Source organism: Aliivibrio sp. SR45-2, from assembly GCF_963890165.1.
Taxonomy (GTDB): domain Bacteria; phylum Pseudomonadota; class Gammaproteobacteria; order Enterobacterales; family Vibrionaceae; genus Aliivibrio; species Aliivibrio salmonicida.
In genome coordinates, this window is sequence record NZ_CAWPRC010000145.1 from 27,737 (window position 1) to 51,738 (window position 24,002).

The following is a 24,002-nucleotide window of genomic DNA, read 5'->3' on the forward strand; positions in this document are numbered from 1 at the left end:
GAATTCCTCGTCCATTTATCTCTAACTCTCTTTATCACAATGATTTGCTGTAATCATTGCCAAGCATTGTTTAGTAAAATCAGAGTAGTTTGATGACTTGTCGAATTCTATTTTAAGTGAGCCATGGAACATTAGCGTGACGGTAACATCTCTGTAGCCTAACCAGCAGGTGTAACCATCATAATCATGCCACGCATACACTTCGCCGACGAAATATTTATCATCCAGTAGGTCGCCAGATGAACGAATACAATCGAATGCTCTGAGAAATTCTTTCGTGGTAAGTTTGCTGTCCATAGGCAACTCCTGTCTCGTATGTGATTGGAACAATATGTTGTTCTAAACTAACTACGATTGATCGCCATATTTAGATCACCAAGAGTATGTAGGTTACTAATAAAAAAATGGATGCTGTCTAATCAACGGCATCCATTACTATTTAAAATTACAGGTACGTATTTAGGCTATTTCTGAGGCGTAATTAAGTACTTTTCACCTGTCGCTTGTTTAGAATAAGCGGCCAATGATTGTAATTGTAATACTTCAGCTAATGACACTTCATGTGTGTAGTTACTAGCAAATGTGGTGGTGATTTCATCTGCAACACGTTTACGCATTGCCATTGCTGTTGTCGTCCCTAATTTACCTAACGCATTGAATAGTAAGAATCCATTGACACCCCAAGCAAAACCAAAATTACGATGTAAAGTAATAGGGCCACGGTTTAATGCGCCATAAATATACACTTGTTTGAAAGTGGCAGAACCATAAACGCTGTGTTCTTTCATATCACGAGCCGCAGCAACTTCCATGCAGTTAAGAATATCACTGGTTAATTGACCGCCACCAATGGGATCAAACGCAATCGTTGCACCCGTTTCAATAATCGCAGCCGTTAAATCAGCAAGGAAAGTTTCACTGCTTGAGTTAACAATGTATTTTGCGCCCATATCTCGTAATAGTGTTTCTTGTTCTTCTTTACGTACAATGTTAATTAAATCGACGTTATCGGCAATACAAATACGGTTTAACATTTGACCAAGATTAGACGCAGCGGCGGCATGAATAATGGCTTTATGGCCTTCGGCACGCATTGTTTCTACCATCGCTAATGCAGTAAGCGGGTTAACAAAAGACGATGCGCCTTCTTTCGCTGTCGTGCCTTCTTTTAATTCTAAGCAGCTTTGCACATTGGCACAGATAAATTGACGGTAAGTTCCGCCGCCAATTACCGCAACGGTTTTACCCATTAACGCTTGTGCTGCAGGTGATGATCCCGCGGCTATAACGGTTCCTGCGCCTTCATTTCCAACAGGAATTGCTTTACCCACACGCTTTGCAAGCGATGGCATAAACTGAGCAGGAACATCAGCAGTAATCATAGGATGTTGAGAAGTACCTGATTGCTCTGCGGTAGTCATATCAGCGGCACTGAATAAAACGCCTAAATCAGATGGGTTTAATGGGGCAGCTTCAATGCGAATAACGACTTCATCGGCATTAGGTTGTGGCATGTCGATGTCTTGTAGGGAAAGCGTGAGCTTATTGTCTTCGCTAATTGTTGAAATAAGTTGGATATTTGTATTTGTCATGGGGTTTCTCCGGCAAAGAAGTAAATTTGTTGAGTCAATAAGGTAGCTGCATTGACCATAGTGTGTTCGTAGCTGAATTCAAGTAGACATTTCGTATTGGTTGTTTTTATCACTGCGTATTATTTAGTCTTTGTTGCTTGAATTTGAGCTTTTATCTTTTGGGTAAATTCAGGGATGTTTGCCTGGTGATCGGCTTCTACGTTTTGAGCAATGATCGACTGGCTCATAGAATCGTTCCATGCTTTCATTCCTGGTACTTCTGCAAGTATGTCCCAGTCAAGTTGGCTAGAACCAAAAGTGCTTACAATGATGTTGACATAATAAACGTAGATATCAGCCATCGTTAATTTGTCTCCTGCAATCCAAGGGGAGAATTTACATAAGCGACTTAAGGCTGTGACTCCACGTGTTAATACTTGGCGTACTTCGGCTTTAACGGGTTCTGGAACGTCAGTACCTGACAATACATAGGGTATAAATCGTCTGCTTGGTAATTCCAAATAAAGCTCTGCTATTTTCATTATTTGACGGACAACAGCACGTTCGCCTGCATTTTCAGGGTATAGCGGAGTTGCAGGGAATGTCTCTTCTATAAAGTCACAAATAACACTCGATTCTGAAAGATGAAGGCCTTCTTGCGTTGTGATAGCAGGTACTTTTCCCGCAGGACTGATTGTTAATAGCTCATCACTACCACCGTAAATGAGGTTTTCTTGGAATGGCAGTTGCTTGTATAGAAGTACATGTTTCACTAGGTTGTAATAGTTACTAGCGGCAAAACCGTGCAAAGTAATCATAATCAGTTTTCCATCATTAACGTGAAGGGTGCAATGTGTAAGTTAAACGTATTATTACTTGTTTTAATCCGGTTATATATAAGGTAAAACGTGAATCACTATTGCTTTTAAAGCAACAATAAATCGTAATAGAGAAATGAATAATGCCGTTTTTTAGATCAATATTGATGAGCTATATAAAAGAAACGGTGTCGAAATGAGCGTTAAAACTGACTAAACCAACTATTATCAGTGGATAAAATAGGTATTTTTCTGGTTGTTTTGTGAACCATAACGCTTCTTTTTACGTAATTATATTGATGAGTATGGGTAGCCACAAAGTACACGATTTCGACTATCTGTAGTGAAGTCGAAGAAGAGTGAAACGTTGTTGTTACGATAGGTTTGGTGAGTAGGAAACGATGAAAAAATCACAGTTACCAGAAAAGATATGTGTCGTTTGTCAAAGGCCGTTCAGTTGGCGAAAGAAATGGGAGCGAGATTGGCCTATAGTTAAATATTGCTCCAAACGCTGTCAGTCTTTACGGCATCAGAATAAAGAAGAGATCGCCATCGATAATTTAAGATAGAGGATGATTATGAACGCCACCTCTTACCGTTTACGACTCATTTTAGGTGACCAATTGAATGCCAGTCACTCTTGGTTTAGCCGAACCGATCCACAAACACTCTACGTCATTGCTGAAATGCATCAAGAAGCAGTCTACGTAAAACACCATGTTCAAAAGGTGTGCGCTTTTTTTGCTGCAATGGCGCAATTTGCAACAGCGTTAGAAAGCGCGGGGCATCGGGTAATACAGTTAACCTTAGATGATACTGAGCGATTTGAAAAAATAGACGATCTATTAAATCATCTTATTACTGAGCATCAAATTACTCACTTTGAATACCAACTCCCTGATGAATATCGTTTACGTAACATGCTTGATAAATATTGTTTGTCGCTATCGATATCTTCTCAAGTTTATGAAAGCGAACACTTCTTTCTCTCTGAAGCACAAATTGAAAAAGACTTTAAGCCAGAACACCATCACCGTATGGAACCCTTTTACCGTAAGATGAGAAAGCGCTTTAATATTCTGATGGAAGAGGGAGAGCCCGTTGCAGGGAAGTGGAACTTTGACAGTGCAAATCAAAATAAATTAAAGCGTACTGAATTTGATAGTGTGCCTACGCCTTTATTATTTGCGAATGATGTCACTGATATTCTTGAGCGTTTAGAACGTCATAATATTGAGACGATAGGCCAAGCAGATAAGCAATTATTGTGGCCTGTGAATCGGCAGCAAGCGAGTGAGTTGTTGGTGTTTTTCTGTCGTTATTGTTTGCCGTTGTTTGGTCAATTTCAAGATGCGATGACGTGCAAGCTTGATGACATGCTCACTCAAAAGCAATGGAGTTTGTTCCACAGCCGTTTATCTTTCGCATTAAACGCAAAAATTCTCAGTCCTAGGCAAGTGATAGATGCTGCCATTATGGAATTTAACCAACGACCTGATGATATTAATATTGCACAGATTGAAGGCTTTGTGCGTCAGATATTAGGTTGGAGAGAGTTTGTTCGCGGGATCTACTGGCGGAATATGCCAACTTATCAAAACTTGAATAAGCTCAAAGCTTCATTGTCATTGCCGAGTTGGTTTTGGACAGGGGAAACAAAAATGAATTGTATGCATCATGCGATTAAACAATCACTTGATTTTGCCTATGCACACCATATTCAACGGTTAATGATTACCGGTAATTTTTGTTTATTAACAGGCATTAAACCCGATGAAGTAGATGAGTGGTATTTAGGGATTTATATTGATGCGATTGAATGGGTAGAAATGCCCAACACGCGAGGCATGAGTCAGTTTGCAGATGGGGGCATTGTTGCTTCTAAGGCGTATGCAGCCAGTGGTAACTACGTGAATAAAATGAGCGACTATTGCTCAGATTGTCACTATAACGTGAAGCAGGTGAGTGAAGAGACAGCGTGCCCACTAAATGCGCTATATTGGCACTTTATGCATACACACATTGAGCAGTTTACTAATAATCCACGCACTCGAATGGTTTATGCTAATTGGAAGAAAAAATCAGAAGAGCAGCAGCAAGCGATATTAGATAAAGCGAAACTGTTGCTATTGAATATTGAGGAGTTATAGGTTTTTATTTTTCAAAGCCTATTTTCATAATTGTTCTATTATCTATGTGCTTTTATCTACATCCGCTTGACGCTGTAAGTGTGCAATGAATATCGCAATTTTTTTTGGTGAATGTTTTCTAGAAGCATAAAAGGCATATAAAACTAAATCTTCAGGTTCGTATTCCAACTCTATAATTTCCAGAAAGCCTGCGTTTATTTCACTATGACAGAGTTCAATTGGTAGTATTGCGAAACCCAAACCAGCCAATGCTCCTGACTTGGCAAGTTGTCCACTATTTACCTTGAATGAGGACTGTACCCTTTGGGTAATAGGCATACCATCTGTATTTTTGAAAATCCAAGGAGTTCCATTTAATGCGGTAAAACTATTAATACACGGCACGTGTTTTAAGTCCGCAATCTTGAAAGGTCTAGGGGAAGTTTGTAGGAGTTTAGTTGATGCAACAACAGCACTTGGCCAGCGTTTAATCTCCTTAGCTACCCAATTATTGTCTTCGAGCTTTCCGCGATGAAAACTTAAAATAACATCAAATCCATCAAGAAAATCCTCTTTAGGGCTAATGTTCGTATCACAACATAATGAAATCAAAGGATTTTCAGTACAAAAAGAAACGACTGCTTGAACTAAATCAGGCGAGTCAGGCATTAGAACATTGAGTTGTCCCATTACCTCATGAGAGTGTTGCATTACTTCCTCAATTGCACCATTGAGTTTTTCTAGCAAAGGTTGTGTTCGCACATAAAGGTGCTCCCCAGCATCTGTAGGTGCTATTCGGCGAGTTGTTCTGTCAAATAGTCGTGTATCCAATTGCTCTTCTAGTAATGCAATATGACGACTGATATTTGATGTTGGCAAGGACAAAAACTCAGCGGCTCTCTTAAAGCTGTTGTTTTCATAGACACAGTGAAAGCTTTTTAACCATTGCTGGTCAATCTTTTCAAGCATATCCATTTATCCCATTAAATTGGATTATAAAGCCAACAAAAGGCTCTTTATCATTAAGAATAGGATTGTACAATCTCCTTACTAAAATTGCATGAAAAAGAGTGCCCATGAGTTGGTTAGAAAAACTATTAGATAAAAAAATTATAATCAATACACGTAAAACGCAGGTCCCTGAAGGGGTGTGGACTAAATGTCCCTCATGTGACTATATTCTTTATCGCGACGATCTTAAGGCGAATTTTGAGGTGTGTTTGAAATGCAATCATCATACGAGGATGGCGGCACGTCACCGCTTAGAAAGTTTCTTGGATAAAGGTGAACAGGTTGAGATTGCCACTGACTATGAGCCGAAAGATGTGCTGAATTTTAAGGACCAGAAACGCTATAAAGAGCGCTTTGCTCAGGCTCAAAAAAATACAGGAGAGAAGGATGCGTTAGTTGTGATAAAAGGAAATCTTTTTGGTTTACCTGTTGTGGCTTGTGCTTTCGAATTTTCTTTTATGGCAGGAACAATGGGTTCTGTTGTCGGTGCTCGTTTTGTTCATGCTGTTGATACTGCGATAGACGCAAATTGTGGATTAGTTTGTTTTTCCGCTTGCGGGGGAGCCCGTATGCAAGAATCATTAATGGCTTTAATGCAAATGGCAAAAACTAGTGCTGCTTTGAATCGTTTATCAAATGCAAAATTACCTTATATATCGGTACTTACCGATCAAACTTTTGGGGGTGTATCTGCCAGTATAGCGATGTTAGGTGACATCAACATTGGTGAGCCTAAAGCGAGGATTGGATTTGCAGGACGCCGTGTGATTGAACAAACTGTTCGAGAAAAGTTACCTGATGATTTTCAACAAAGTGAGTTTCTTCTGGAGCATGGTGCTTTAGATATGATTGTTGATAGACGTGATATGCGTAAGCGAGTTGGAGGGCTGATAGCTAAAATGACGAATGTAACTATTTAGTTGGAGTTCCTCATCAATCGGTAACTGCTTCTAAATATGATCTTTCATGTTTTTTGAATACGAGACATTACTTAAAAATGGCATTCTAGTTAACTAACTTCTTTAACAAGATTTTGTTAAAGAAGTTAGTTAACTAGATGAATGGATGCAGTCAATAACTGCATCCATTCTTTTGAGTTATTCAAAGCAACAAATAAACGTCTAGATCTTACCTGAAACAATGCTTTTCTAAATGTGCTTTAAAGCAAGTAGCATTTAGTGCATCAACTATACGTTTTGGATACTCTCTGATTATCGAATGAAGATAGATCTTAAATCATCGTCCTACAAAACCTTATTCAAGCGGATTTTACTTATCATTCTCAATGTATTACTGAATATGCTGTCAGAGATTCTTTTTGGAAAACCGTTTGGTAATTCTGCTTCTAATTCTTTAATGGCATTAGGTATATTTATCGCAAATTCTTTCATTATCTCTTCCATCCTCACAGTATCAAATCCAACAGCTTTAGCGGTATCAAGAAAATGACGAGTGTATATTTTATCTATAGGGTATTTCTTTCCTTTTGATGCTGTTAGTCCCATTGCCAGTTTTAATGAGCGAATATTCATCCCTTTACCACCTAAGATTGGGTAGGCGGATAAAATGTCATAAAAGGGCGTAAGGTGATAACTGCCTTGTGCATTAATAAAAATGGAAAAGTTTTTTGCGTGTCCGTCTGTTGCACCAATTAACCATTGAAATACCTGAAATCGCATGAAAGCATCACGGTCTTTTAGTGATTGGCTTGAGCCCATTAGAAGATCCATAATGGTTTTTATACTTGGGCCTCCATCAGCTTCATATTTGATTGATGAGGGCAATCCAAATGCTTGACACATATCTTCTTGCGGTAATCTTAATAGCTTGGTGTTATTTTTAATCCATCGCCTATCAAATCGTTCTACAGCAATGGCCTTTATTCCATCACAATGAATTATTTCAACATTAGGTACATTGAATCCTAACTTCTTAGCTAATTGGATGCACAGGTATTCATTTTCGACACTATCACTCATATCGAGAGTGGTATTAGGCTGCTGAATTTTACCAATGGGTAATTTGATAATATGTGTTGTTGGCGTCGATGCCTTCGGTATACACCATTTATTATTTATTCTGAGTAACGCTGTTTTTTCTTGTGCTCCGGCAACCGAAATTCGAAAATCTGATTCATCTTCTAGCATTCCTAATGGGATATTGGATTGATAGGCTGAGAGTACCTGTTTGAGGCGTTCAGGAATTAGTATTTCATAATCAAGTTGTTTGGTATTTGGTTCTTCATCGTTAGTTAATAAAGAAATGGCACCGACGCTGTCTTTACCAACTTCGTGAAGTAAATCGAACGTTTGATGAGATTTAGCTTGGTATCTGGCAACGATGCGGTCTCTGACTTCTGACAAATCAGGTAATAAGTTGTCGAAGTAGTTAATAACGCAATCACTGGTTATCTTTGGATATTGTAGGGGGAGGGATAATGACAGCGGTCTTCCTACCGTACTTTCAATCCATGATTTATCGTATTGAAACTGATGTGCACCGTTACTGAGTTTAGTAAATTCTCCAACACGCTCACCATTCATGTATGCAATTAATACAGCCATTACCATACCTCATCATCTGGATTATCATCGAGACTTGTTGGGACTTGCTCTTGAATAATACAATGAACTTCTAACGCATGAAGGATCTTAAAGAGAGTCTGTAACTGAGTCGTTTCAGGGTGATTTTCAAAGCTAGATAGGGTGGATTGTTTTACACCGACTTTTTTAGCAAGCTCTGTTTGAGTCAGGTTGTGCTTGGTTCTAATAAGCTTTAAGTAGTTAGCTAATTGTTTTGGATTATAAATCATCATATTACCCCATCATATTATGTGATATCCCCGATAGAGGATAATTGATAATATATCCCCTATCGGGGATAAGTCAATATATATCCCCGATCGAGGATAAAGTGGTTATTATCCCTTGTCGGGGATAAAATGGTGATTAAAATTCAAATACAAAAAAATGGATGCAGCCAATAACTGCATCCATTCTCTTAATTACTCAAAATTAAAAATAAGCTTCTCGCTCTTACCCTAAATAACGCTTCTCTAAATGATCTTTAAAGAAATTAGCATTCAGTACATCACCTGTCGCTTGCTTCACTAACTCATCGGTTGAGAACAGCGATGCTTTGTTCCAGATATTGTCTGATAGCCAAGAGAATATAGGGTTTAAATCACCGCTTAATGTGGCTTTCTCTACATCTACGGTTTGCTTCATTGCTGCCATAAATTGGGCTGCGTACATTGCGCCGAGTGTGTAGCTTGGGAAGTATCCGAAACTTCCGTCTGTCCAGTGAATGTCTTGCATACAGCCATTTTTGTAATTGTCTTTAGTTGATAAGCCTAAGTACTGCTGCATCTTTGTATCCCACAACTCTGGGATGTCTTTATAGCTGATTTTACCGTTCATCAAATCTCGCTCAATTTCATAACGAAGAATAACGTGAGCAGGATAAGTTGCCTCATCAGCATCAACACGGATGAAATCAGGGTTTACGCGCGTGTAAATGGCTTGTAGGTTAGTTGGTTCAAAGATGGCTTGGTCAGCATTGCTAAAGTTCTTAGTTACTAACGGAGACAGTTGAGAGATAAACTCTTGACTACGACCTAATTGCATTTCAAAGAACAAGCTCTGAGACTCATGAATACCCATAGAGCGAGCTTGGCCAACAGGCAGCCCTGCAAACGTTTTTGGTAAGCCTTGTTCATAACGAGCGTGACCCGTTTCATGAACGGTGCCCATTAAGGATTGAACAAAATCATTTTCATCATAACGTGTGGTAATACGAACGTCTGTCGGAACACCACCACAAAAAGGGTGCATGCTGACATCTAAGCGGCCATGATCGAAATCGAATTTAAGCAACTGCATTACGTCTAAACTTAATTGGCGTTGTTGCTCTGTAGGGTAGTGGCCTTTTGGAAGATAAATAGATTCAGTTGCTTGTTTCTCTTGGATTTGTTGAATAAGAGTCGGAAGCCATGTTTTTACATTATCAAAGACGATGTCTAATTTTGCCGTGGTTGTGCCCGGTTCATACAAATCAAGCATGGCATCGTAAGGTGTTAATCCTGAAATGTCGGCTCGAATTTGTGCTTCTTCTTGAGAAAGAGCCACAACTTCGGCAAAGTTTTTACTGAATCCTGCCCAGTCATTTTCTCCACGCTGTGTTCGCCATGCATGCTCACATTTAGATCCTGCAAGGGATTGAGCTTGAACCAGTTTCTCTGGTAATGCTGTGGTTTGTTGCCATTGAGATTTCATTTCACGCAGACTAGCGAGTTCATGTTCAGAAAGAGATTCTGATTCTGCGTTAGTAAACCATTCAGCTAATTGTGGGGCATTACCAAGTTGATGTAGGTGAACAGACAGCTCTGCCATGGCTTCTGATCGTGCTTCATTACCGCCCGATGGCATAACAGCGGCTTGATCCCAACCACAAATAGCGGAGAGGTGTTCAAAGCGAGAAATTTTCAAATGATGTTGAACGAGTTTCTGATAATGGCTCATGAGGCGTCCCTATTTTTATTATTAGTAATATCGTTAAATTGTAACTCCCTAGTTGGTTATTTTTCAAATAAAAAAGCCTCATCATTATGACGAGGCTTGAAAATTTGGTTATGAATATGAAAGTAAATTAGCTTACTTTTACTGGCCATCCATAAGATTTGTATTCTTCCGCGAGTTTGTTTGCGATTTCAGCGGATACCGTTGCTGAAACCCATTTGCCAATACCCATTACTTGATATTCTAACGTTACGTGATGCATTATTTGTCTCCCCCGATTGATGTGCGTACTTTATCGATCTTGGTTCCAAATAACTTTCGTATTCAGGTCAAATGGTTCGATATTTGGGTTATTTTATATAAACGAGACAAATAAGTTAAATGTAAATATATGTGTCGAGTAATTACTCTGTTTTATAATTGATATTAATTTTAAGTAGTAATTAAAAGAAAAACCGATATATTAATTAATCTCACAATTAAATGGACATTAACGTGATTCTTGATTTTTGGGCGTTTTTTATCGCTATTCTCTTATTAACGATGACACCGGGGTTGGATACTGCTCTGGTTATTCGTAATACCACGCGTGGTGGCTGGAAAGACGGCATTACTTGCAGTTTTGGTATTTGTTGTGGCTTGTTTGTGCATGCCACTATGTCAGCCATTGGTTTGTCAGTGTTGCTAGTCAGCTCTTCTGAGTTGTTTACGGTGATAAAAACCATCGGTGCTATCTATTTGATATGGTTAGGCATTCAATCAATAAAAAGTACGTTTAAAGCAGGGGCAGGGCTGACGATAGAAAAGAACGTGTCGCATGAAGACATACCTTTAACGCTTTCGTTTAAAGAGGGGTTTTTATCTAATATTTTAAATCCCAAAACGGCGGTTTTCTATTTGGCATTATTGCCTCAATTTATTAACCCTGAATATAATGCGTTTCTTCAATCTTTATTGATGGCGAGCATCCATTTTATTATTGCGATGTGTTGGCAGGGAGGGATTGCGTTGTTGGTTGAAAAAGCAAAGCAGTTTATGTCTAGCCCAACAGTTACAAAAAGAATTGAAAGGATCACGGGGGGAGTATTAATTGCCTTGGGTTTCAATTTGTTGGTTTCAAAATAAATTGATGATGTCGATAAAATAAGAATGCTATTCTTGAAAAGAGCACCTAATTTAAGATGCTCTTTTTTATGGGATGTTAGCTGTCTTTTGATCGAACAGAGTCAATGACGTTACTCAGTTTTCCCGCTATCCCTGTTGTTGCTTTTGGTTTCTTCGCTTTTTTAGCAAAATGTACATGCACATCTTGTTGAGCAAAAGGAATCGAGATCCCTTCTTTATCAAAGCGTAATTTCACTTCACGAGTCACATCCCAATACACATCCCAATAATCTTCGGTTTTTACCCAAGGTCGTACAATAAAATCAACCGATGAGGCACCAAGAGTATGTACTCGAATATTGGGCTCTGGTTTTTTTAAGGCCGCAGGGTGAGCATCAATAATTTCGGCTAAGATTTTTTCAGCGTGTTCGATGCTGTCTTCGTAGCCAATGCCAAACACCATATCGACACGGCGTAATCGTTCGTGAGTTACGTTTTTTATTACGTCTCCCCAAATTTTACTGTTGGGTAAGATGATAATTTGGTTATCAAACGTTTTAATCGTGGTGTTTACTAAACTCATGTGACTCACTTTTCCTGATACGCCCCCTGCATCCACTAAATCACCCACATCAAACGGGCGATAAATCAGCAGCATCATGCCTGATGCAAAGTTGGATAGCGTATCTTGCAATGCAAAACCAATAATAATACCAGCAACACCGAAACCGGTGAGAACCGGAGCCAAATCCAAGCCAATTTTAGAAAAGGCAATGAGAATACCAATGAAGAAAATCAGTTTACTCGACATCGAAACAAAGAAATCTTGCATCAATTTACTCATACGTAAATGAGGTTGAACAACGGCTTTGAGTACCACGCGTCGAGTCAGCCTTGCTAATAAACGAGTGGCAAAAATGATTAAGATAAAGACAAAGAATTTTAAGAGTTGATCAGGTGCGTGTTTGAATAACCAGTTACTGCCGTCGGTGATCCAATTACTTAAAATCGCGGCAATCACGGGAAAGCTTAAAATATCTTCCGTTAAATTGCCCGTAGTGGCAAAGACCTGACGTTTGTAGTTTGTCGTGCTGATATTTAATTGGTCAGCAATGTTAATCAGTTTAATTAACCCATCCGTTGAGTTGGTCACTTTTCTTTGAAAGAAGAGGTGCTCTAAGGTCAGAGAGGATTTCTCTGAATCAGACGAACGCTGAAGCTGATCCGCTAATAGCTGTTCTCTGTTTGAATCAAAACTCAAAGAGGCAGACAGAAACTTAATTTTTTGGTCGATAACTAACTTGAATGCATCGACTTTTGCTTGGTTTGGTTTGCCGAGCTTGTTTAACCAGCGGTAATTTTGAAGTTGATCTGAGAGGGAAGTGTAATAATAACTTCTTGATTCATTTAATGTGTTTTGTAAAGCGAGTTTATGCTCGACATCCGCCGTATCTATTTTATCTTTTTTTGATTTTAGCTCTTTGCCTAAATAGAGAAAAGAACGATCAGCATAACGAATTTGATCTTCAACTTCACTCACCAACAGTGGCGTATTTTCTGCGGTGTGCTTGTTGATTAACTCAGACAGAACGATTCTGAGTTCATTGTTTTTTTCTACTTGCTGTACGCGAATAACCGCTAAGTCATTGCCTTTGAATGAGGCAGACTCTTGCTTTAGTCGTGCAATTTCAGCATTAATATTTTGTAATTGCTCGATGTCTTGAGTTTCATTGGCATAGGTAAGGGATGAAAATAAAAGAAGAAAACAAAGTAAATAGCGCATATTACCTCTATGACCGTAAAGGGTGGGTCAATGTAACTTAAAGTACTATTGTAGATAAAATGCATCGGGAGTGGCAGGTATTTTTGATAAAGCTTTGTCACAGATGTGAAAAAGCAGCAATTAATGCTGCTTTTGAAGGGTTCTGTTTTCTTGTTAACACGTTACTTAGAGTCGCTTGAGTTCAGTAATAATGGCTTTGATAAATGAAAAAGCAAAGCCAGCAACCATAACAAGAATAACAGATCCAAGTACCAGAGTTAATATTTCCATATATCACCTCGTTCAGTAAGTACGAGGTGATCATAACAAGTTTAGATGATACTTTGACCAACTAAAGGTTAAGGAAATGTGTCAAATAACAGTTAAATAATCACACTGTGATATATGCATCATTTCTATGCGTTAGTTAATACCGATTTCTTTTTCTTATTGTCTGTTTGATTAAAGAAAAGGTGCGTTTCTTCAATAATTATATGGCGAAGCGCGATTAAACCAATCAAATTTGGGATCGCCATTAAGCCATTTACAATATCGGCAATCACCCAGATAGTGTCTAAATGCATATAAGCACCTGAAGCCACTAAAGAGATAAAAATGATTTTGTAAGGTAAAACCCCTTTATTACCAAATAAATAGGTAACACAACGTTCGCCGTAATAGTTCCAACCTAAAATGGTCGTAAAGGCGAAGAACATCAAACCGACAGACACAAGGTAAGGGCCAATTTGGTCTGAGCCTAAACCAATAGCAAAAGCTTGTGTGGTCATTAGTGCACCCGCAGCATCACCTTGCCAGACTCCGGTAACAATCAATGTTAAGCCTGTCATTGTACAGATAATCACGGTATCAAAGAACGTACCGGTCATCGATACTAATCCCTGCTTAACACAAGAATCTGTTTTTGCAGCGGCAGCAGCGATAGGAGCACTACCCAAACCCGATTCGTTTGAGAATACACCACGAGCAACACCAGATTGAATGGCCAGCATAATAGAAGCACCGATAAAGCCACCAGTGGCTGCGGTTCCTGTAAATGCAGACGTAATGACTAATTGAAGAGCCGCAGGTACGGCTTCTGCTTGCATCACTAATACCGTAAGACAAGACACAACATAAACCACCGCCATCGTTGGGACGACTTTCTCTGCAACTTTAGCAATCGATTGAATACCGCCAAGGGTCACAATCGCTACCAATACGGTTAAAATACCGCCAGTTAACCATGCGGGTGAATTTAAGGTTAATTGCGCGGATTCAACAATGGCGTTAATTTGTGGAAAAGTGCCGATACCAAAACAAGCCACGCCTAACGCGAATAAAGCAAAAAGTTTAGCGAGCCATTTATTGCCCATGCCATACTCAATGTAATACATTGGGCCGCCAATCATTTGGCCGTTGCTGTCGGTTTTTCTGAATTTTACCGCCAGTAAACATTCTGCATATTTTGTTGCCATACCAAAAACGGCAGCAAGCCACATCCAAAATAGAGCGCCTGGGCCACCCATTTTAATCGCGGTTGCAACACCAACAATATTACCCGTACCAATAGTGGCAGAGAGTGCAGTACATAAAGCGGCAAAGCTTGAAACATCGCCTTTCCCCTTGCTTTCATTTTCTTCTTTTGAGAAGACCATTTTAAGCGCGGTTGGCAAATGACGTAGTTGGAATATACGAAGTCGGAACGTAAAGTAGATACCTGTACCAACCAATAATATCAATAGAGGCGGACCCCAAATGAAGTTATCAACGGTAACAAGTGTGTTGTGAAAGGTGTTCATGGTTTCCCCTTAATAAAGCATATAGTAAGGAGAAGAGAGAGTGGTGTACCAAAACCGAAAGATCGGCAATAGTATAGAGCCGAGATTAATCGGATCACTTTCTCCTCTGTCCTTTTGCCTGAGAGTTTCACCTTTACCATTTTTCAGATAAGGGCTTGCTCCTTCGGCGGTCGATTTAACGACTCTCTCCAGAGATTCCTCCAACTACAGTCCTCACCTTATTCATGGTTTTGAATTAGGCACCTGAAAGATTTACTTCTTCGGTGGGCGTTGCCAAATAATGGCGTTGCCGCTCTCCTGCAGTCTTCATCGGATCAACAAATTGTATAAATTTCTATCTGTACGACTCAAAATTTATGTGTGAACTCTATCATGTTTTTTAGCCAAATCAATGGGATTTTTGTTAATCAAGATCAGTTATTTAAATATAGAGTTAAGAAGAAGGATGGAATCGTTTGCTTAATTAGGGAAACCGCTAAAACTCAAACAATTAGCAAGGCAAAGTGTGCTAAAGTAGAAGAAAAGCGAGGTGTACTATGTTACGAATTGCGGTCATTATTTTACTGTTTGCATTAGCGATATTACTTTTTAAATTTAGAAGTAACGAGAAGGTGCAAAAATCGGTGGTTTATACATCAATATCAGGCGTTGTGATTTATGTGGCATATATCATGATTAGTGAATTGATTCGGTAAATTGTCTTGTCATTAACACAAAGTGTGGTGTTTATAGCTACACTAGAAAAATATCCATTGTTCGAGGTTAGCGCGTGAGTGTAGAAAATAAAAACAATAATGAAACTGAGCACGATGATGAGGTAATAATCATTGAAGAGAAATCTAAATCAAGCCATTGGGTTGCTGGCGTAACGTTAGTGATTGGCTTGATTGCGGGTGGATTAATTGGTTCAAGTGTTTCTGATAACAAATGGTCAGAGACTTACACTCAACTCGAATCTCAATCAAAAGACTATCAAGGTCAATTAAAAGACGCGAGCACGAAAAGTGCCGAAGTTGATGTGTTGATTGAACAAGAAAAACAAAAAGCGTTAGAAGCACAAAAACAAGAATTAGACGAGCAAAAAGCACAAGCAGTCGCTGAAGAAGCAAAGAAATACACGGCATTAAGCAAAGAAGTGAAAACGCTTAAATCGAAGAAAACCTCTTTATCTATGCAAGTTGAAGAGCAGAATAAACAAATTGACCAATTAACAAATCAAGTTGATCTGCAAATCACAATGCTAACGCGTTCGAAACAGCTTTTTCAACGTCAACTGCAGTTGAAAGAAGAAGCGGGTGATTTACAAGTTAAGATTGATGTCATTAGTGGTAATGAGAAGAAACTCGCGAAAGATTGTGCCGTTTACCTTGAAGGTAAAAGCTGGGACGCAAAATCTGATGTGTGTAAGAAGCAAGAGAAAGCAAATAAACAAATTTCTCAATTGAAAGACGAACTGCAATTGCTGCAAATGGACATTAAAGAAATTGATAGTATTAGTGAAAGTATTGGTATGTGATTCACTTCGGTACTACTAATGCTACTGACGCATAGAAACCACAGTTGCTGTGGTTTTTTTGTATCGTAAATTTGAGATGAGAATGACTTGCATTTAAGTGATTCGCACATATTTTAAAAAATATACTACGCTGTAAGTTGTAATGAAGGGAGAGGTGTATGAGCAATCAATCCGCTAAATTTGTCCAAGGGTCTACCATGAGACATATTTTAGTGATGTCAGGAACGTCTTCCGTTGGGTTAATGGCGCTGTTTGTCGTTGACTTGTTAGATATGTTTTTTATCAGTTTGTTAGGGCAAGTCGAACTTGCTGCCGCTATCGGTTTTGCCGGAACCATTATTTTCTTTTCAACGTCAGTCTCTATTGGTTCTTCTATTGCGATGGGAGCGTTGGTTTCAAAAGCCTTAGGCGCAAAAGAAAATGAAAAAGCGAAACAACTTGCCAGCAGTACATTGGCCATCGCCTTTATTGTAAACACGATTATTACGGTCATCATGTTTTGTTTTATTCCCGATCTGTTGGCGATGATCGGAGCAAAAGGCGTGGTGGCTGAGCGCGCTCAAGCGTATCTCTCTATTTTATTACCAAGTACGCCAATTATTGCGATTGCAATGGCGGCAGGCGCTGGATTGAGAGCGGTTGGGGACGCTAAGCGTTCGATGCTAGCGACCTTATACGGAGGTATTGTGAATGCGATACTAGACCCCATTTTTATCTTTGGTTTTGGGATGAATGTTGAAGGCGCGGCGATAGCGTCTGTTATCTCTCGGATCACCGTGTTGGCATTTTCATTGTACCCATTAGTGAAGACGCACCATTTAGTTAAATTACCGGAATGGTCAATGATCAAAAGGCATACGCCAGCCATTTTAACCATTGCCGCGCCTGCCATTCTCACCAATACTGCGACGCCTATTGGCAATGCTATCGTGACTGCGACCTTAGCGCCATTTGGGGAAGATTTTGTGGCGGGCTTTGCGGTTGTTGGACGATTAATTCCCGTTACTTTTGCGGTTATTTTTGCAATGTCAGGGGCGGTTGGCCCTATCATTGGCCAAAACTTTGGGGCGCAACGGATTGATAGGGTGAAAGATACATTGCGTAATTCACTCTATTTCACGGCTATTTATTGTATTTTTGTTTCGTTAGTTCTCTTTTTACTACAAGATTACATCGTCTCTGCATTTAGCTTAGTAGGGGATGCGGCGACAATCATGGTGACATTCTGTAGTGTGATTGCGATTACGTTTATTTTTAATGGCGCAATGTTTGTTGCAAATACCTCGTTTAATAATCTAGGTAAGCCTTTGTATTCTACCGCACTTAATTTGAGCAAAGCGACGTTAGGTACATTGCCTTTTGTTTACTTTGGTTCGCACTGGTTTGGTGGTGTAGGCGTACTTTATGGGCAAGCGGTAGGCAATATTGTGTTTGGGGTAATCAGTTTGATTGCCTTGAGACTGCACGTTATCAGCATGGTAAAAGAGCATTGCGCTGCGGTGTGTACCGAAGACACATTGGCCGATATTAGCGTTACCATGACGCCATTTTGTAATAACGATGCGGTTATTATGCAAAGTGGAATTGAAGATAATGATGATGTAAATAAGCCATTATCTGTAAAATAACAACTTAATAAAAATAAGAATGGCGGCGTCTATGAGTATATAGACGCCGCCATTTTTATTGTTACCTTATATGCTTATTTATTGTCTTTGTTTAGTTTTCGACGCAGATAGCCAAAACCAAAGAGTGAAGATAAAGCAAGTAGGTTGAGTGAGCCTGCATATTCAAGAGAAATAACAACAGGATCGTGGTCAGAAGCCGAATACATATCGTTGTATTTTTCCATGTCACCCGTGTACTTTGAGCTGTATTCAAACAAGTTACTTTCTGTGGCATTAATGTGCCAATCTTCAATTTGAGTGACTCGTTTTGCAAGAGATTCATTAGCAAGTGCGTGATCAAGATTACCTAATTCCCCTGAGTAGGTATAAGAGAAGGTTTCTGTGCTGTGTAACAAGGTATTTAGATTAAGGTATCCGTACCCTTTTTTGATTTGGCTGCCTGTTTCTTCATAAGGAATAGGGTTACCGGCGGCATCGTTTCCAAGAGTGGTATAAGACGCCGTAAAGATGTCGCGATCGTATTTATCTGGGCTGTAATCTGTCAGCGTAAGTAATGGGTCTTCCATGCCATACGCATTCATGTCACCTAAGATCAGAATATCGCCTTCAACTGTACTTAATTCATCACCAATGGCTTTTACTGCTGAGACTCTAAAGCGGTTACAATTGCCTTGTAAGTCAGGCGCTTCTGAGTCTTCATTGAAGTTCTGCCATTGTTCAATACACTCTGATCCTTTTGATTTTAAGTGATTAACGACAACGGTTAGCGGCTCTTTGGCTTCTTTTACAATAAACTCTTGAACCAAGCTGTGGCGTTGGTATTTATCATACGCAGGGTTTGATTCAATAGTTCCGTTGTTATCTCGAGTGACGGTGTTTGCCGTAACGTGTTGCTCCGGTGTTTTTATTACGCGTGCATCACCTTCTAATCTTACTTTGTCAGGACGATACAACAGGGCGACCATAATGGCGTCAGAGCCTAAATACTCACCTTGGTATTTATCCGCAGCGTCTATCTCAACGTATTTATAGTGATCTTCTTTGTCTTCAAATTGTGCATTTAACACGGCAGTGAGATCATGAATGGCACTGTTTTCACCAAAGCCATTATTTTCAATTTCCATCAAACCAATAATGTCAGCATCAATGGCGGTTAAGGCCGATAGAATTTTTGCTTGTTGAATTGCAAACTCATCAGCTGTTGTTGCGCCACGGTTTTGACCTGTTGGGTTTGCATCACCGTTTATAGAAACAGAGGTGAAGTAGTTTAAAACGTTAAAACTGGTAATAGTTAAATCTTCATCATCAATGCTTGGTTTGTCAGTACGTTCTACATTGAAGAGCGTAGAACCATCGGTATTTAAGGCTTTAGTAATGATGTTTTCTTTTGTGATGGTGTTACTTGCAACCAAGCGATATTGACCGTAAGAATAAGCAACCACTCCTTCTAGTCCTTCAATTCTAGCACCAAGACGAAAGTAAGAATCGGCACTGCCATCTTGGTCGATATCAGAGGCAAACTCTGGGAAGTAAGGCACTTTTCCGTTTGCGGCTTTGTTGTCTGATTCTATGGTGATTTGACGCTTAGCATTCTCTTTCGCTAGCTGAATGGCCTCTGTACTTTCTGCTGCAAATAACTGAGTTGGTTTATACAGTGGTGCACCATGAGACAACACCATATTGTTGCGTTTACTGTCGTAATCAAAACTGAAATTACGCGTAATTCGTAAATCGGAATGAGAGGTTAATTTAACGTGCATGCCTTCGTGACGCTCTAATGCATCTGCTAATGTTTCATTCTCATTGATAACCAGTTCAGTGACATCAACAGGAGATTGTGAACCTTGAACAACGACGTTATTGGTGTCTGGTTTTAATTGTGTTTGACTGTAATATTCTTGAACTTTTGCTTTAACACAGATTAATGCACCCGGTTGGATCTCTTGGGAAGGTGCGCTGCCAGTACTGACGAAAATACCTTCAGAGCTGTTTGGATCATTGTCATCGTTTAGGCCTTGCAGGTAAAAGCCTTTTAATAAACTGTCGCCCCGAGCAGTCACAATGCCTTGAACAAAATACTCGTCGTCTGAAATAAAGCCACTCGTGATTAACGGCGATTTATTTCCTGTACCTTGAATCTCATTAATCTCCGTAAAAGTAGGGGTCGTGCCTGAATCGGTTTCACAAGCAAAAGGGGCAGGAGGAGTAATGCCTTCTTGGTAAGTACCAAGGCCATCAATATTGTCTTTTGGTAACTCAAGCCACATTGTTGAATCAAATGTTGTACTTGGACTTAATGTTGAACGGACAAAGCTCTTATCTTTGCCCCAATCTACGTCGCCATCTACCCCAATACGGTCGTGTTCTATCCCATCTTTAAACAGCATGTAAGTGTCATCGCCGTTATGATTTACGATGCTTTCAATAGTATTGGTTACGGCTTTGATCGCATCAGAGGCACGACTGTTTGAGATGACATAAACGCTCTTTGCATCAAGCGTAATGGCAGAAAGATCAAGATCCTTTTGCCATTCGTTTAAACCATTGTATTTTGATTTAAGAACATACCCCGCGAGAGAAACTGAACTGTCTGCTGTGTTGCTGATTTCTAACGATTTATTGTAACTTCCGCCTTCTACGTATTGAGATATAATCACATCCGCGTAAGCGCTGCCTGAGAGTGCTAAGCCAATAGCTGCTGCAAGTGTTGTTTTTAATTGAGTTGTTTTCATTTCACTGCTTTCCATAGTCACGTTATATGAATGATTCACTGTTATTTGTTTTTTCTATCGATTAAACTTCTCATATTGATATGTCACATTCATTTCTTTTACATGAATAGTGAGATCTTAGACGATGTGGAGAGGCGTAAATTTGGCAGAGGTCAATTTACTAACAGGAATCGTTATAGTGAGTATTTGAACAGTTGAGCTCTAATGTAGAGGCTGTGCAAAAGTAATCATGCCAGAAAATTGGTAGTTACATTGAATGTAGATATAGCTCGAAATTGCGTAATAGAAGTGACTGAATTAGGGATAAATCGTTGTCCAACATGCAATGATAGAAAACATCAATATTAAAAACCATTAAGCTAGGTATCTATGAAAGTATCAACATTATCGACACTCATTGGCATCGGATTGTTCTCTGCTCCCGTGCTTGCTTTTGATAAATCTAATACAGTACCTGTTTCTGTATTGTTGGCAACAAGCTATGAAGAAGGGATAGAGGTTGATAAATATTGGGTCAGTGAAAAGCTCGATGGAATAAGAGCGTATTGGACGGGGTCGGAGTTACTTACTCGTAAAGGTCATAAAATAATGGCACCAGATTGGTTTATTGCGCCGCTTCCTAAGCACGCGATTGATGGTGAATTATGGGCCGGACGTGGTGGTTTTCAGCAAGTAGCGAGTACCGTATTAGACAGCCAACCTGATGATGAGTTATGGGCAGAAATTACGTTCATGATGTTTGATCTTCCTCATTCTATTGGCATGTTTCCTCAGCGTTATTCTGACTTATCATTATTGGTGCAAGGCCTAGCAACTCCCCACCTTAAATTAGTCGAACACCACCCAATTAGCAGTGAAGATGATTTACTCAAATCCCTTGAAGAGATGGCAGTGAATAAAGGCGAAGGCTTAATGCTAAGAAAGCTCGATTCTATTTATCGAGCGGGCAGAAGTGATGATCTGATCAAGTTAAAAAAACACTATGATGACGAAGCGATTATTGTGGGTTATACCGATGGAAAAGGTAAATTTGAAGGGATGGTCGGGGCGTTAATATTGCAAATGCCAAATGGACAAGAGTTTAAGATTGGCAGCGGATTAAGCAATGAAGTGCGAGAAAATCCACCAATATTAGGGCAGCAAGTGACTTATCGTTATAACGGGTTTACGGACAGTGGTATTCCTAAGTTTGCGCGATATATTGCGGTTCGTGAAAAATATTAATAGAGTTTCTACATGGATAGAAACTCTATTTTTTAATGCGGCTAGCGGCTTGATATTAAATCGTTTTAACACTGTCACGAATCATTAATGTCGGTTCTAGTTGAATGACACGATTAGTATCAGATTTAGTGGCAATCTTTTCTAACAATGAATCAACGGCTTGTTGGCCTAAACGATGCTTTGGCTGATGAATTGTGGTTAACGATGGTGTGATGTATTTCGCCATATTAATATCATCGTAACCAACCACTGAAATATCATTAGGCACCGAAATCCCTTTTTTACTCGCGCAATTAATCATGCCCATTGCCATCATGTCATTACACACAAAGAGTGCGGTTGGTAATGCCCCTCTTGCATGAAGAGCGTTAAATGCACTTTCACCGCCTTCACATTCAAAATTTCCTGAGGCGATCCAGTTTTTATTGATGGTTAATCCTGATTCTTCCATTGCTTGTACAAAGCCACTTAAACGCTGTTGTGCTTGCAGTTTATTCAATGGACCCGTTAAACAGCCAATGTCTGTGTGTCCTTGTTCTATTAAGTGTTTTGTCGCTAAATAACCGCCGTGATGAGAATTGTCTTGGATCTTATCGCTTGGAAAATCAATCAAGCCCCAATCCATCACCACCGTAGGAACGGCTTGATAACGAGAAAATAATTCAAGTACTTGATGCTCTATTTCGGTACACATTAGAAGCAAACCATCAACGCGCTTTTGAAGTAGGGTATCTAAGCTTGAATGAACACGTTCGGCATCGCCTTCGGTATTACATAAAATAAGGTTATAACCTTTCTCATAACAACGACGCTCTACGCCTTTTACCACTTCCCCAAAAAAAGGATTGGTTGATGTCGTCACGAGCATACCAAAGGTTTTCGTGTGATTTACTTTTAAGCTGCGAGCTAATGCGGATGGGGCATAGTTGAGTTCTTTAACCGCAAATGCGACACGATCTGAAATGTCTTCACTCACAAAACGCGTTTTATTCAATACATGGCTGACAGTAGAGGTTGAAACGCCGGCATGTTTGGCTACATCTTTGATCGTTGCCATAAAATCCAATCCTTTGTTTGTGTCTTTGACTGCGTTATTAATGGCAGTCAAAGGCACTGAAATAGAGAGTAATGATCAATGCTCTAATAGAAAACGCTCTACTTCAGTGATAGAAGGAATAGAGGTTTGAGCACCCATTCGTGTTACTGAAATTGCCGCTGCCGCGTGAGCGAATTTAATCGCATCATCCAATTTACGACCAGACTGTAGGCCAGTTAAAAATGCACCATTGAAGGTATCGCCTGCGCCTGTGGTATCGGTAGCTTGTACTCTAAAGCCTTCCACTTGACGGCCTTTGCCATTTTTACTGATCCACACACCTTTGCTACCTAGGGTGATCATCACGGTTTCAATGCCTTTTGCATGAAGCGCATCTGCTGCGCGTTGTGCGCTTGCCATATCCGTTACTTCAATGCCTGTTAATAATTCGGCTTCAGTTTCATTTGGCGTAATCATATCAACAAGTTGTAATAAGTCATCACTTAATTGCTGAGCAGGGGCTGGGTTTAATACGACTTTTGTTCCGGCCGCTTTTGCAATTTGTGCTGCTTTTTCGATGGTTTCAATAGGGGTTTCAAGTTGCATTAATAAGGTATCAGCCGCTTCAATTAACCCATGATGAGGTGCAATGCGTTCTGCGGTTAAACGTGCGTTTGCTTCTGCTGAAATACAAATGCTGTTTTCGCCCGTTGCTGCGACTTGGATCATAGCGATACCTGTTGGGGTGTTCTCTTCGATCATTACCGCTTCGGTATTAATGCCATCAAACTTGAATGCTTCAATCATTTGTTGACCAAAACTGTCATCACCAACACTGGCAATAAAAGCAACATCTGCGCCTAATCGAGCGGCAGCAACCGCTTGGTTTGCGCCTTTACCACCAGGAATAACGGAATAGCTGTGACCGTGTAACGTCTCGCCCGGACGAGGGAAAGAAGCCACTTGTAGAACGTGATCTGCATTTACGCTACCTAAAACAACTAATTTATTCATAATGTGCCTTTGTTTCTTATTTTAAAATTGCCGGAAAATTGGCCTTAAAACGTATGGATAAATGGGTGAGAAGACTCTGTCATTTAGCGATACATTTTCTATGAGATTGAAGAGAGAGTGGAGCACTGATACTACGTTGTG

20 protein-coding genes and 1 riboswitch are annotated in these 24,002 nt (G+C 39.8%); of the genes, 7 read left to right on the forward strand and 13 right to left on the reverse strand.

All coding sequences use genetic code 11. The features are described 5' to 3' along the window. Positions 1-21: 21 nt before the first annotated feature. From AACV33_RS07815 to AACV33_RS07825, 3 genes are all read right to left on the reverse strand, one after another. Complete coding sequence (locus tag AACV33_RS07815; RefSeq protein ID WP_065610195.1) at positions 22-297, reverse strand: DUF3081 domain-containing protein; 276 nt, start codon at positions 295-297, stop codon at positions 22-24. Positions 298-464: 167 nt separating this feature from the next. After that, positions 465-1,592, reverse strand: a complete 1,128-nt coding sequence (locus AACV33_RS07820; protein ID WP_182700080.1) for a zinc-binding dehydrogenase — start codon at positions 1,590-1,592, stop codon at positions 465-467. 119 nt (positions 1,593-1,711) lie between these two features. After that, entirely contained in the window at positions 1,712-2,389 is a 678-nt protein-coding gene (locus AACV33_RS07825; protein ID WP_182700081.1) for a glutathione S-transferase family protein, read from the reverse strand. Positions 2,390-2,790: 401 nt separating this feature from the next. On the opposite strand from AACV33_RS07825, the gene AACV33_RS07830 reads away from it, so the two are divergent. Further along, positions 2,791-2,958, forward strand: a complete 168-nt coding sequence (locus AACV33_RS07830; protein WP_182700082.1) for a DUF2256 domain-containing protein — start codon at positions 2,791-2,793, stop codon at positions 2,956-2,958. A 9-nt stretch (positions 2,959-2,967) separates the two neighbouring features. Continuing rightward, complete coding sequence (locus AACV33_RS07835; RefSeq protein WP_182700083.1) at positions 2,968-4,539, forward strand: cryptochrome/photolyase family protein; 1,572 nt, start codon at positions 2,968-2,970, stop codon at positions 4,537-4,539. Positions 4,540-4,581: 42 nt separating this feature from the next. Here the strand turns inward: AACV33_RS07835 and AACV33_RS07840 are convergent, their stop codons facing one another. Continuing rightward, positions 4,582-5,493: a LysR family transcriptional regulator gene (locus tag AACV33_RS07840; RefSeq protein WP_182700084.1), complete on the reverse strand. Its 912-nt coding sequence runs from the start codon at positions 5,491-5,493 to the stop codon at positions 4,582-4,584. A 101-nt stretch (positions 5,494-5,594) separates the two neighbouring features. Between AACV33_RS07840 and accD the strand changes: the two genes are divergently transcribed. Next, positions 5,595-6,449 (forward strand): acetyl-CoA carboxylase, carboxyltransferase subunit beta, encoded by an 855-nt coding sequence (accD, locus tag AACV33_RS07845; RefSeq protein ID WP_182700085.1) that lies wholly within the window; start codon positions 5,595-5,597, stop codon positions 6,447-6,449. Between the two features lie 324 nt (positions 6,450-6,773). Here the strand turns inward: accD and AACV33_RS07850 are convergent, their stop codons facing one another. The 4 genes from AACV33_RS07850 to AACV33_RS07865 form a co-directional block, all read right to left on the reverse strand. Continuing rightward, complete coding sequence (locus AACV33_RS07850; protein ID WP_182700086.1) at positions 6,774-8,093, reverse strand: type II toxin-antitoxin system HipA family toxin; 1,320 nt, start codon at positions 8,091-8,093, stop codon at positions 6,774-6,776. Further along, positions 8,093-8,344 carry a type II toxin-antitoxin system antitoxin HipB gene (gene hipB, locus AACV33_RS07855; protein WP_012550387.1) on the reverse strand — a complete coding sequence of 84 codons (252 nt, stop codon included), beginning with the start codon at positions 8,342-8,344 and terminating at the stop codon, positions 8,093-8,095. The genes AACV33_RS07850 and hipB overlap by 1 nt, the downstream gene beginning before the upstream one ends. A gap of 220 nt (positions 8,345-8,564) precedes the next feature. Then, entirely contained in the window at positions 8,565-10,049 is a 1,485-nt protein-coding gene (locus tag AACV33_RS07860) for a carboxypeptidase M32 (protein WP_182700087.1), read from the reverse strand. Between the two features lie 127 nt (positions 10,050-10,176). Beyond that, positions 10,177-10,308, reverse strand: a complete 132-nt coding sequence (locus AACV33_RS07865) for a hypothetical protein (RefSeq protein WP_023603374.1) — start codon at positions 10,306-10,308, stop codon at positions 10,177-10,179. Positions 10,309-10,529: 221 nt separating this feature from the next. On the opposite strand from AACV33_RS07865, the gene AACV33_RS07870 reads away from it, so the two are divergent. Beyond that, positions 10,530-11,171: a LysE family translocator gene (locus AACV33_RS07870; RefSeq protein ID WP_182700088.1), complete on the forward strand. Its 642-nt coding sequence runs from the start codon at positions 10,530-10,532 to the stop codon at positions 11,169-11,171. A 76-nt stretch (positions 11,172-11,247) separates the two neighbouring features. On the opposite strand, the gene AACV33_RS07875 is transcribed toward AACV33_RS07870, so the two are convergent. Then, positions 11,248-12,933 carry a mechanosensitive ion channel family protein gene (locus tag AACV33_RS07875; RefSeq protein ID WP_182700089.1) on the reverse strand — a complete coding sequence of 562 codons (1,686 nt, stop codon included), beginning with the start codon at positions 12,931-12,933 and terminating at the stop codon, positions 11,248-11,250. Positions 12,934-13,328: 395 nt separating this feature from the next. Then, a complete protein-coding gene (locus AACV33_RS07880) occupies positions 13,329-14,711 on the reverse strand; it encodes an alanine/glycine:cation symporter family protein (protein WP_182700090.1) in 1,383 nt (460 codons plus the stop codon). 96 nt (positions 14,712-14,807) lie between these two features. Further along, a riboswitch (glycine riboswitch) is annotated at positions 14,808-14,913 on the reverse strand. A gap of 567 nt (positions 14,914-15,480) precedes the next feature. Here AACV33_RS07880 and AACV33_RS07885 point away from each other — a divergent pair. Beyond that, entirely contained in the window at positions 15,481-16,227 is a 747-nt protein-coding gene (locus tag AACV33_RS07885; RefSeq protein ID WP_182700091.1) for a hypothetical protein, read from the forward strand. A 158-nt stretch (positions 16,228-16,385) separates the two neighbouring features. Then, positions 16,386-17,855: an MATE family efflux transporter gene (locus tag AACV33_RS07890; protein ID WP_182700092.1), complete on the forward strand. Its 1,470-nt coding sequence runs from the start codon at positions 16,386-16,388 to the stop codon at positions 17,853-17,855. 74 nt (positions 17,856-17,929) lie between these two features. On the opposite strand, the gene AACV33_RS07895 is transcribed toward AACV33_RS07890, so the two are convergent. Beyond that, a complete protein-coding gene (locus AACV33_RS07895; protein ID WP_182700093.1) occupies positions 17,930-20,587 on the reverse strand; it encodes an ExeM/NucH family extracellular endonuclease in 2,658 nt (885 codons plus the stop codon). Positions 20,588-20,956: 369 nt separating this feature from the next. Here AACV33_RS07895 and AACV33_RS07900 point away from each other — a divergent pair, with 369 nt between their 5' ends. Continuing rightward, positions 20,957-21,811, forward strand: coding sequence for a DNA ligase (locus AACV33_RS07900; protein ID WP_182700094.1), 855 nt, complete (start codon positions 20,957-20,959; stop codon positions 21,809-21,811). A gap of 55 nt (positions 21,812-21,866) precedes the next feature. Here the strand turns inward: AACV33_RS07900 and AACV33_RS07905 are convergent, their stop codons facing one another. Both AACV33_RS07905 and rbsK read right to left on the reverse strand, forming a co-directional pair. Further along, complete coding sequence (locus tag AACV33_RS07905; protein ID WP_012550063.1) at positions 21,867-22,868, reverse strand: substrate-binding domain-containing protein; 1,002 nt, start codon at positions 22,866-22,868, stop codon at positions 21,867-21,869. Positions 22,869-22,943: 75 nt separating this feature from the next. Next, the gene (gene rbsK, locus AACV33_RS07910) at positions 22,944-23,861 is read right to left on the reverse strand and encodes a ribokinase (protein WP_017022797.1); all 918 of its coding nucleotides are present in this window, start codon (positions 23,859-23,861) and stop codon (positions 22,944-22,946) included. Positions 23,862-24,002: the final 141 nt, after the last annotated feature.

Coding starts and splice junctions, on each gene's coding strand:
- rbsK (WP_017022797.1), bottom strand. CDS start 23,861: ATGAATAAATTAGTTGTTTTAGGTAGCGTAAATGCAGATCACGTTCTA.
- AACV33_RS07825 (WP_182700081.1), bottom strand. CDS start 2,389: ATGATTACTTTGCACGGTTTTGCCGCTAGTAACTATTACAACCTAGTG.
- AACV33_RS07870 (WP_182700088.1), top strand. CDS start 10,530: ATGGACATTAACGTGATTCTTGATTTTTGGGCGTTTTTTATCGCTATT.
- AACV33_RS07815 (WP_065610195.1), bottom strand. CDS start 297: ATGGACAGCAAACTTACCACGAAAGAATTTCTCAGAGCATTCGATTGT.
- hipB (WP_012550387.1), bottom strand. CDS start 8,344: ATGATGATTTATAATCCAAAACAATTAGCTAACTACTTAAAGCTTATT.
- AACV33_RS07865 (WP_023603374.1), bottom strand. CDS start 10,308: ATGCATCACGTAACGTTAGAATATCAAGTAATGGGTATTGGCAAATGG.
- AACV33_RS07820 (WP_182700080.1), bottom strand. CDS start 1,592: ATGACAAATACAAATATCCAACTTATTTCAACAATTAGCGAAGACAAT.
- AACV33_RS07835 (WP_182700083.1), top strand. CDS start 2,968: ATGAACGCCACCTCTTACCGTTTACGACTCATTTTAGGTGACCAATTG.
- AACV33_RS07840 (WP_182700084.1), bottom strand. CDS start 5,493: ATGGATATGCTTGAAAAGATTGACCAGCAATGGTTAAAAAGCTTTCAC.
- AACV33_RS07850 (WP_182700086.1), bottom strand. CDS start 8,093: ATGGCTGTATTAATTGCATACATGAATGGTGAGCGTGTTGGAGAATTT.
- AACV33_RS07890 (WP_182700092.1), top strand. CDS start 16,386: ATGAGCAATCAATCCGCTAAATTTGTCCAAGGGTCTACCATGAGACAT.
- AACV33_RS07860 (WP_182700087.1), bottom strand. CDS start 10,049: ATGAGCCATTATCAGAAACTCGTTCAACATCATTTGAAAATTTCTCGC.
- AACV33_RS07880 (WP_182700090.1), bottom strand. CDS start 14,711: ATGAACACCTTTCACAACACACTTGTTACCGTTGATAACTTCATTTGG.
- AACV33_RS07905 (WP_012550063.1), bottom strand. CDS start 22,868: ATGGCAACGATCAAAGATGTAGCCAAACATGCCGGCGTTTCAACCTCT.
- AACV33_RS07895 (WP_182700093.1), bottom strand. CDS start 20,587: ATGAAAACAACTCAATTAAAAACAACACTTGCAGCAGCTATTGGCTTA.
- AACV33_RS07900 (WP_182700094.1), top strand. CDS start 20,957: ATGAAAGTATCAACATTATCGACACTCATTGGCATCGGATTGTTCTCT.
- AACV33_RS07830 (WP_182700082.1), top strand. CDS start 2,791: ATGAAAAAATCACAGTTACCAGAAAAGATATGTGTCGTTTGTCAAAGG.
- accD (WP_182700085.1), top strand. CDS start 5,595: ATGAGTTGGTTAGAAAAACTATTAGATAAAAAAATTATAATCAATACA.
- AACV33_RS07875 (WP_182700089.1), bottom strand. CDS start 12,933: ATGCGCTATTTACTTTGTTTTCTTCTTTTATTTTCATCCCTTACCTAT.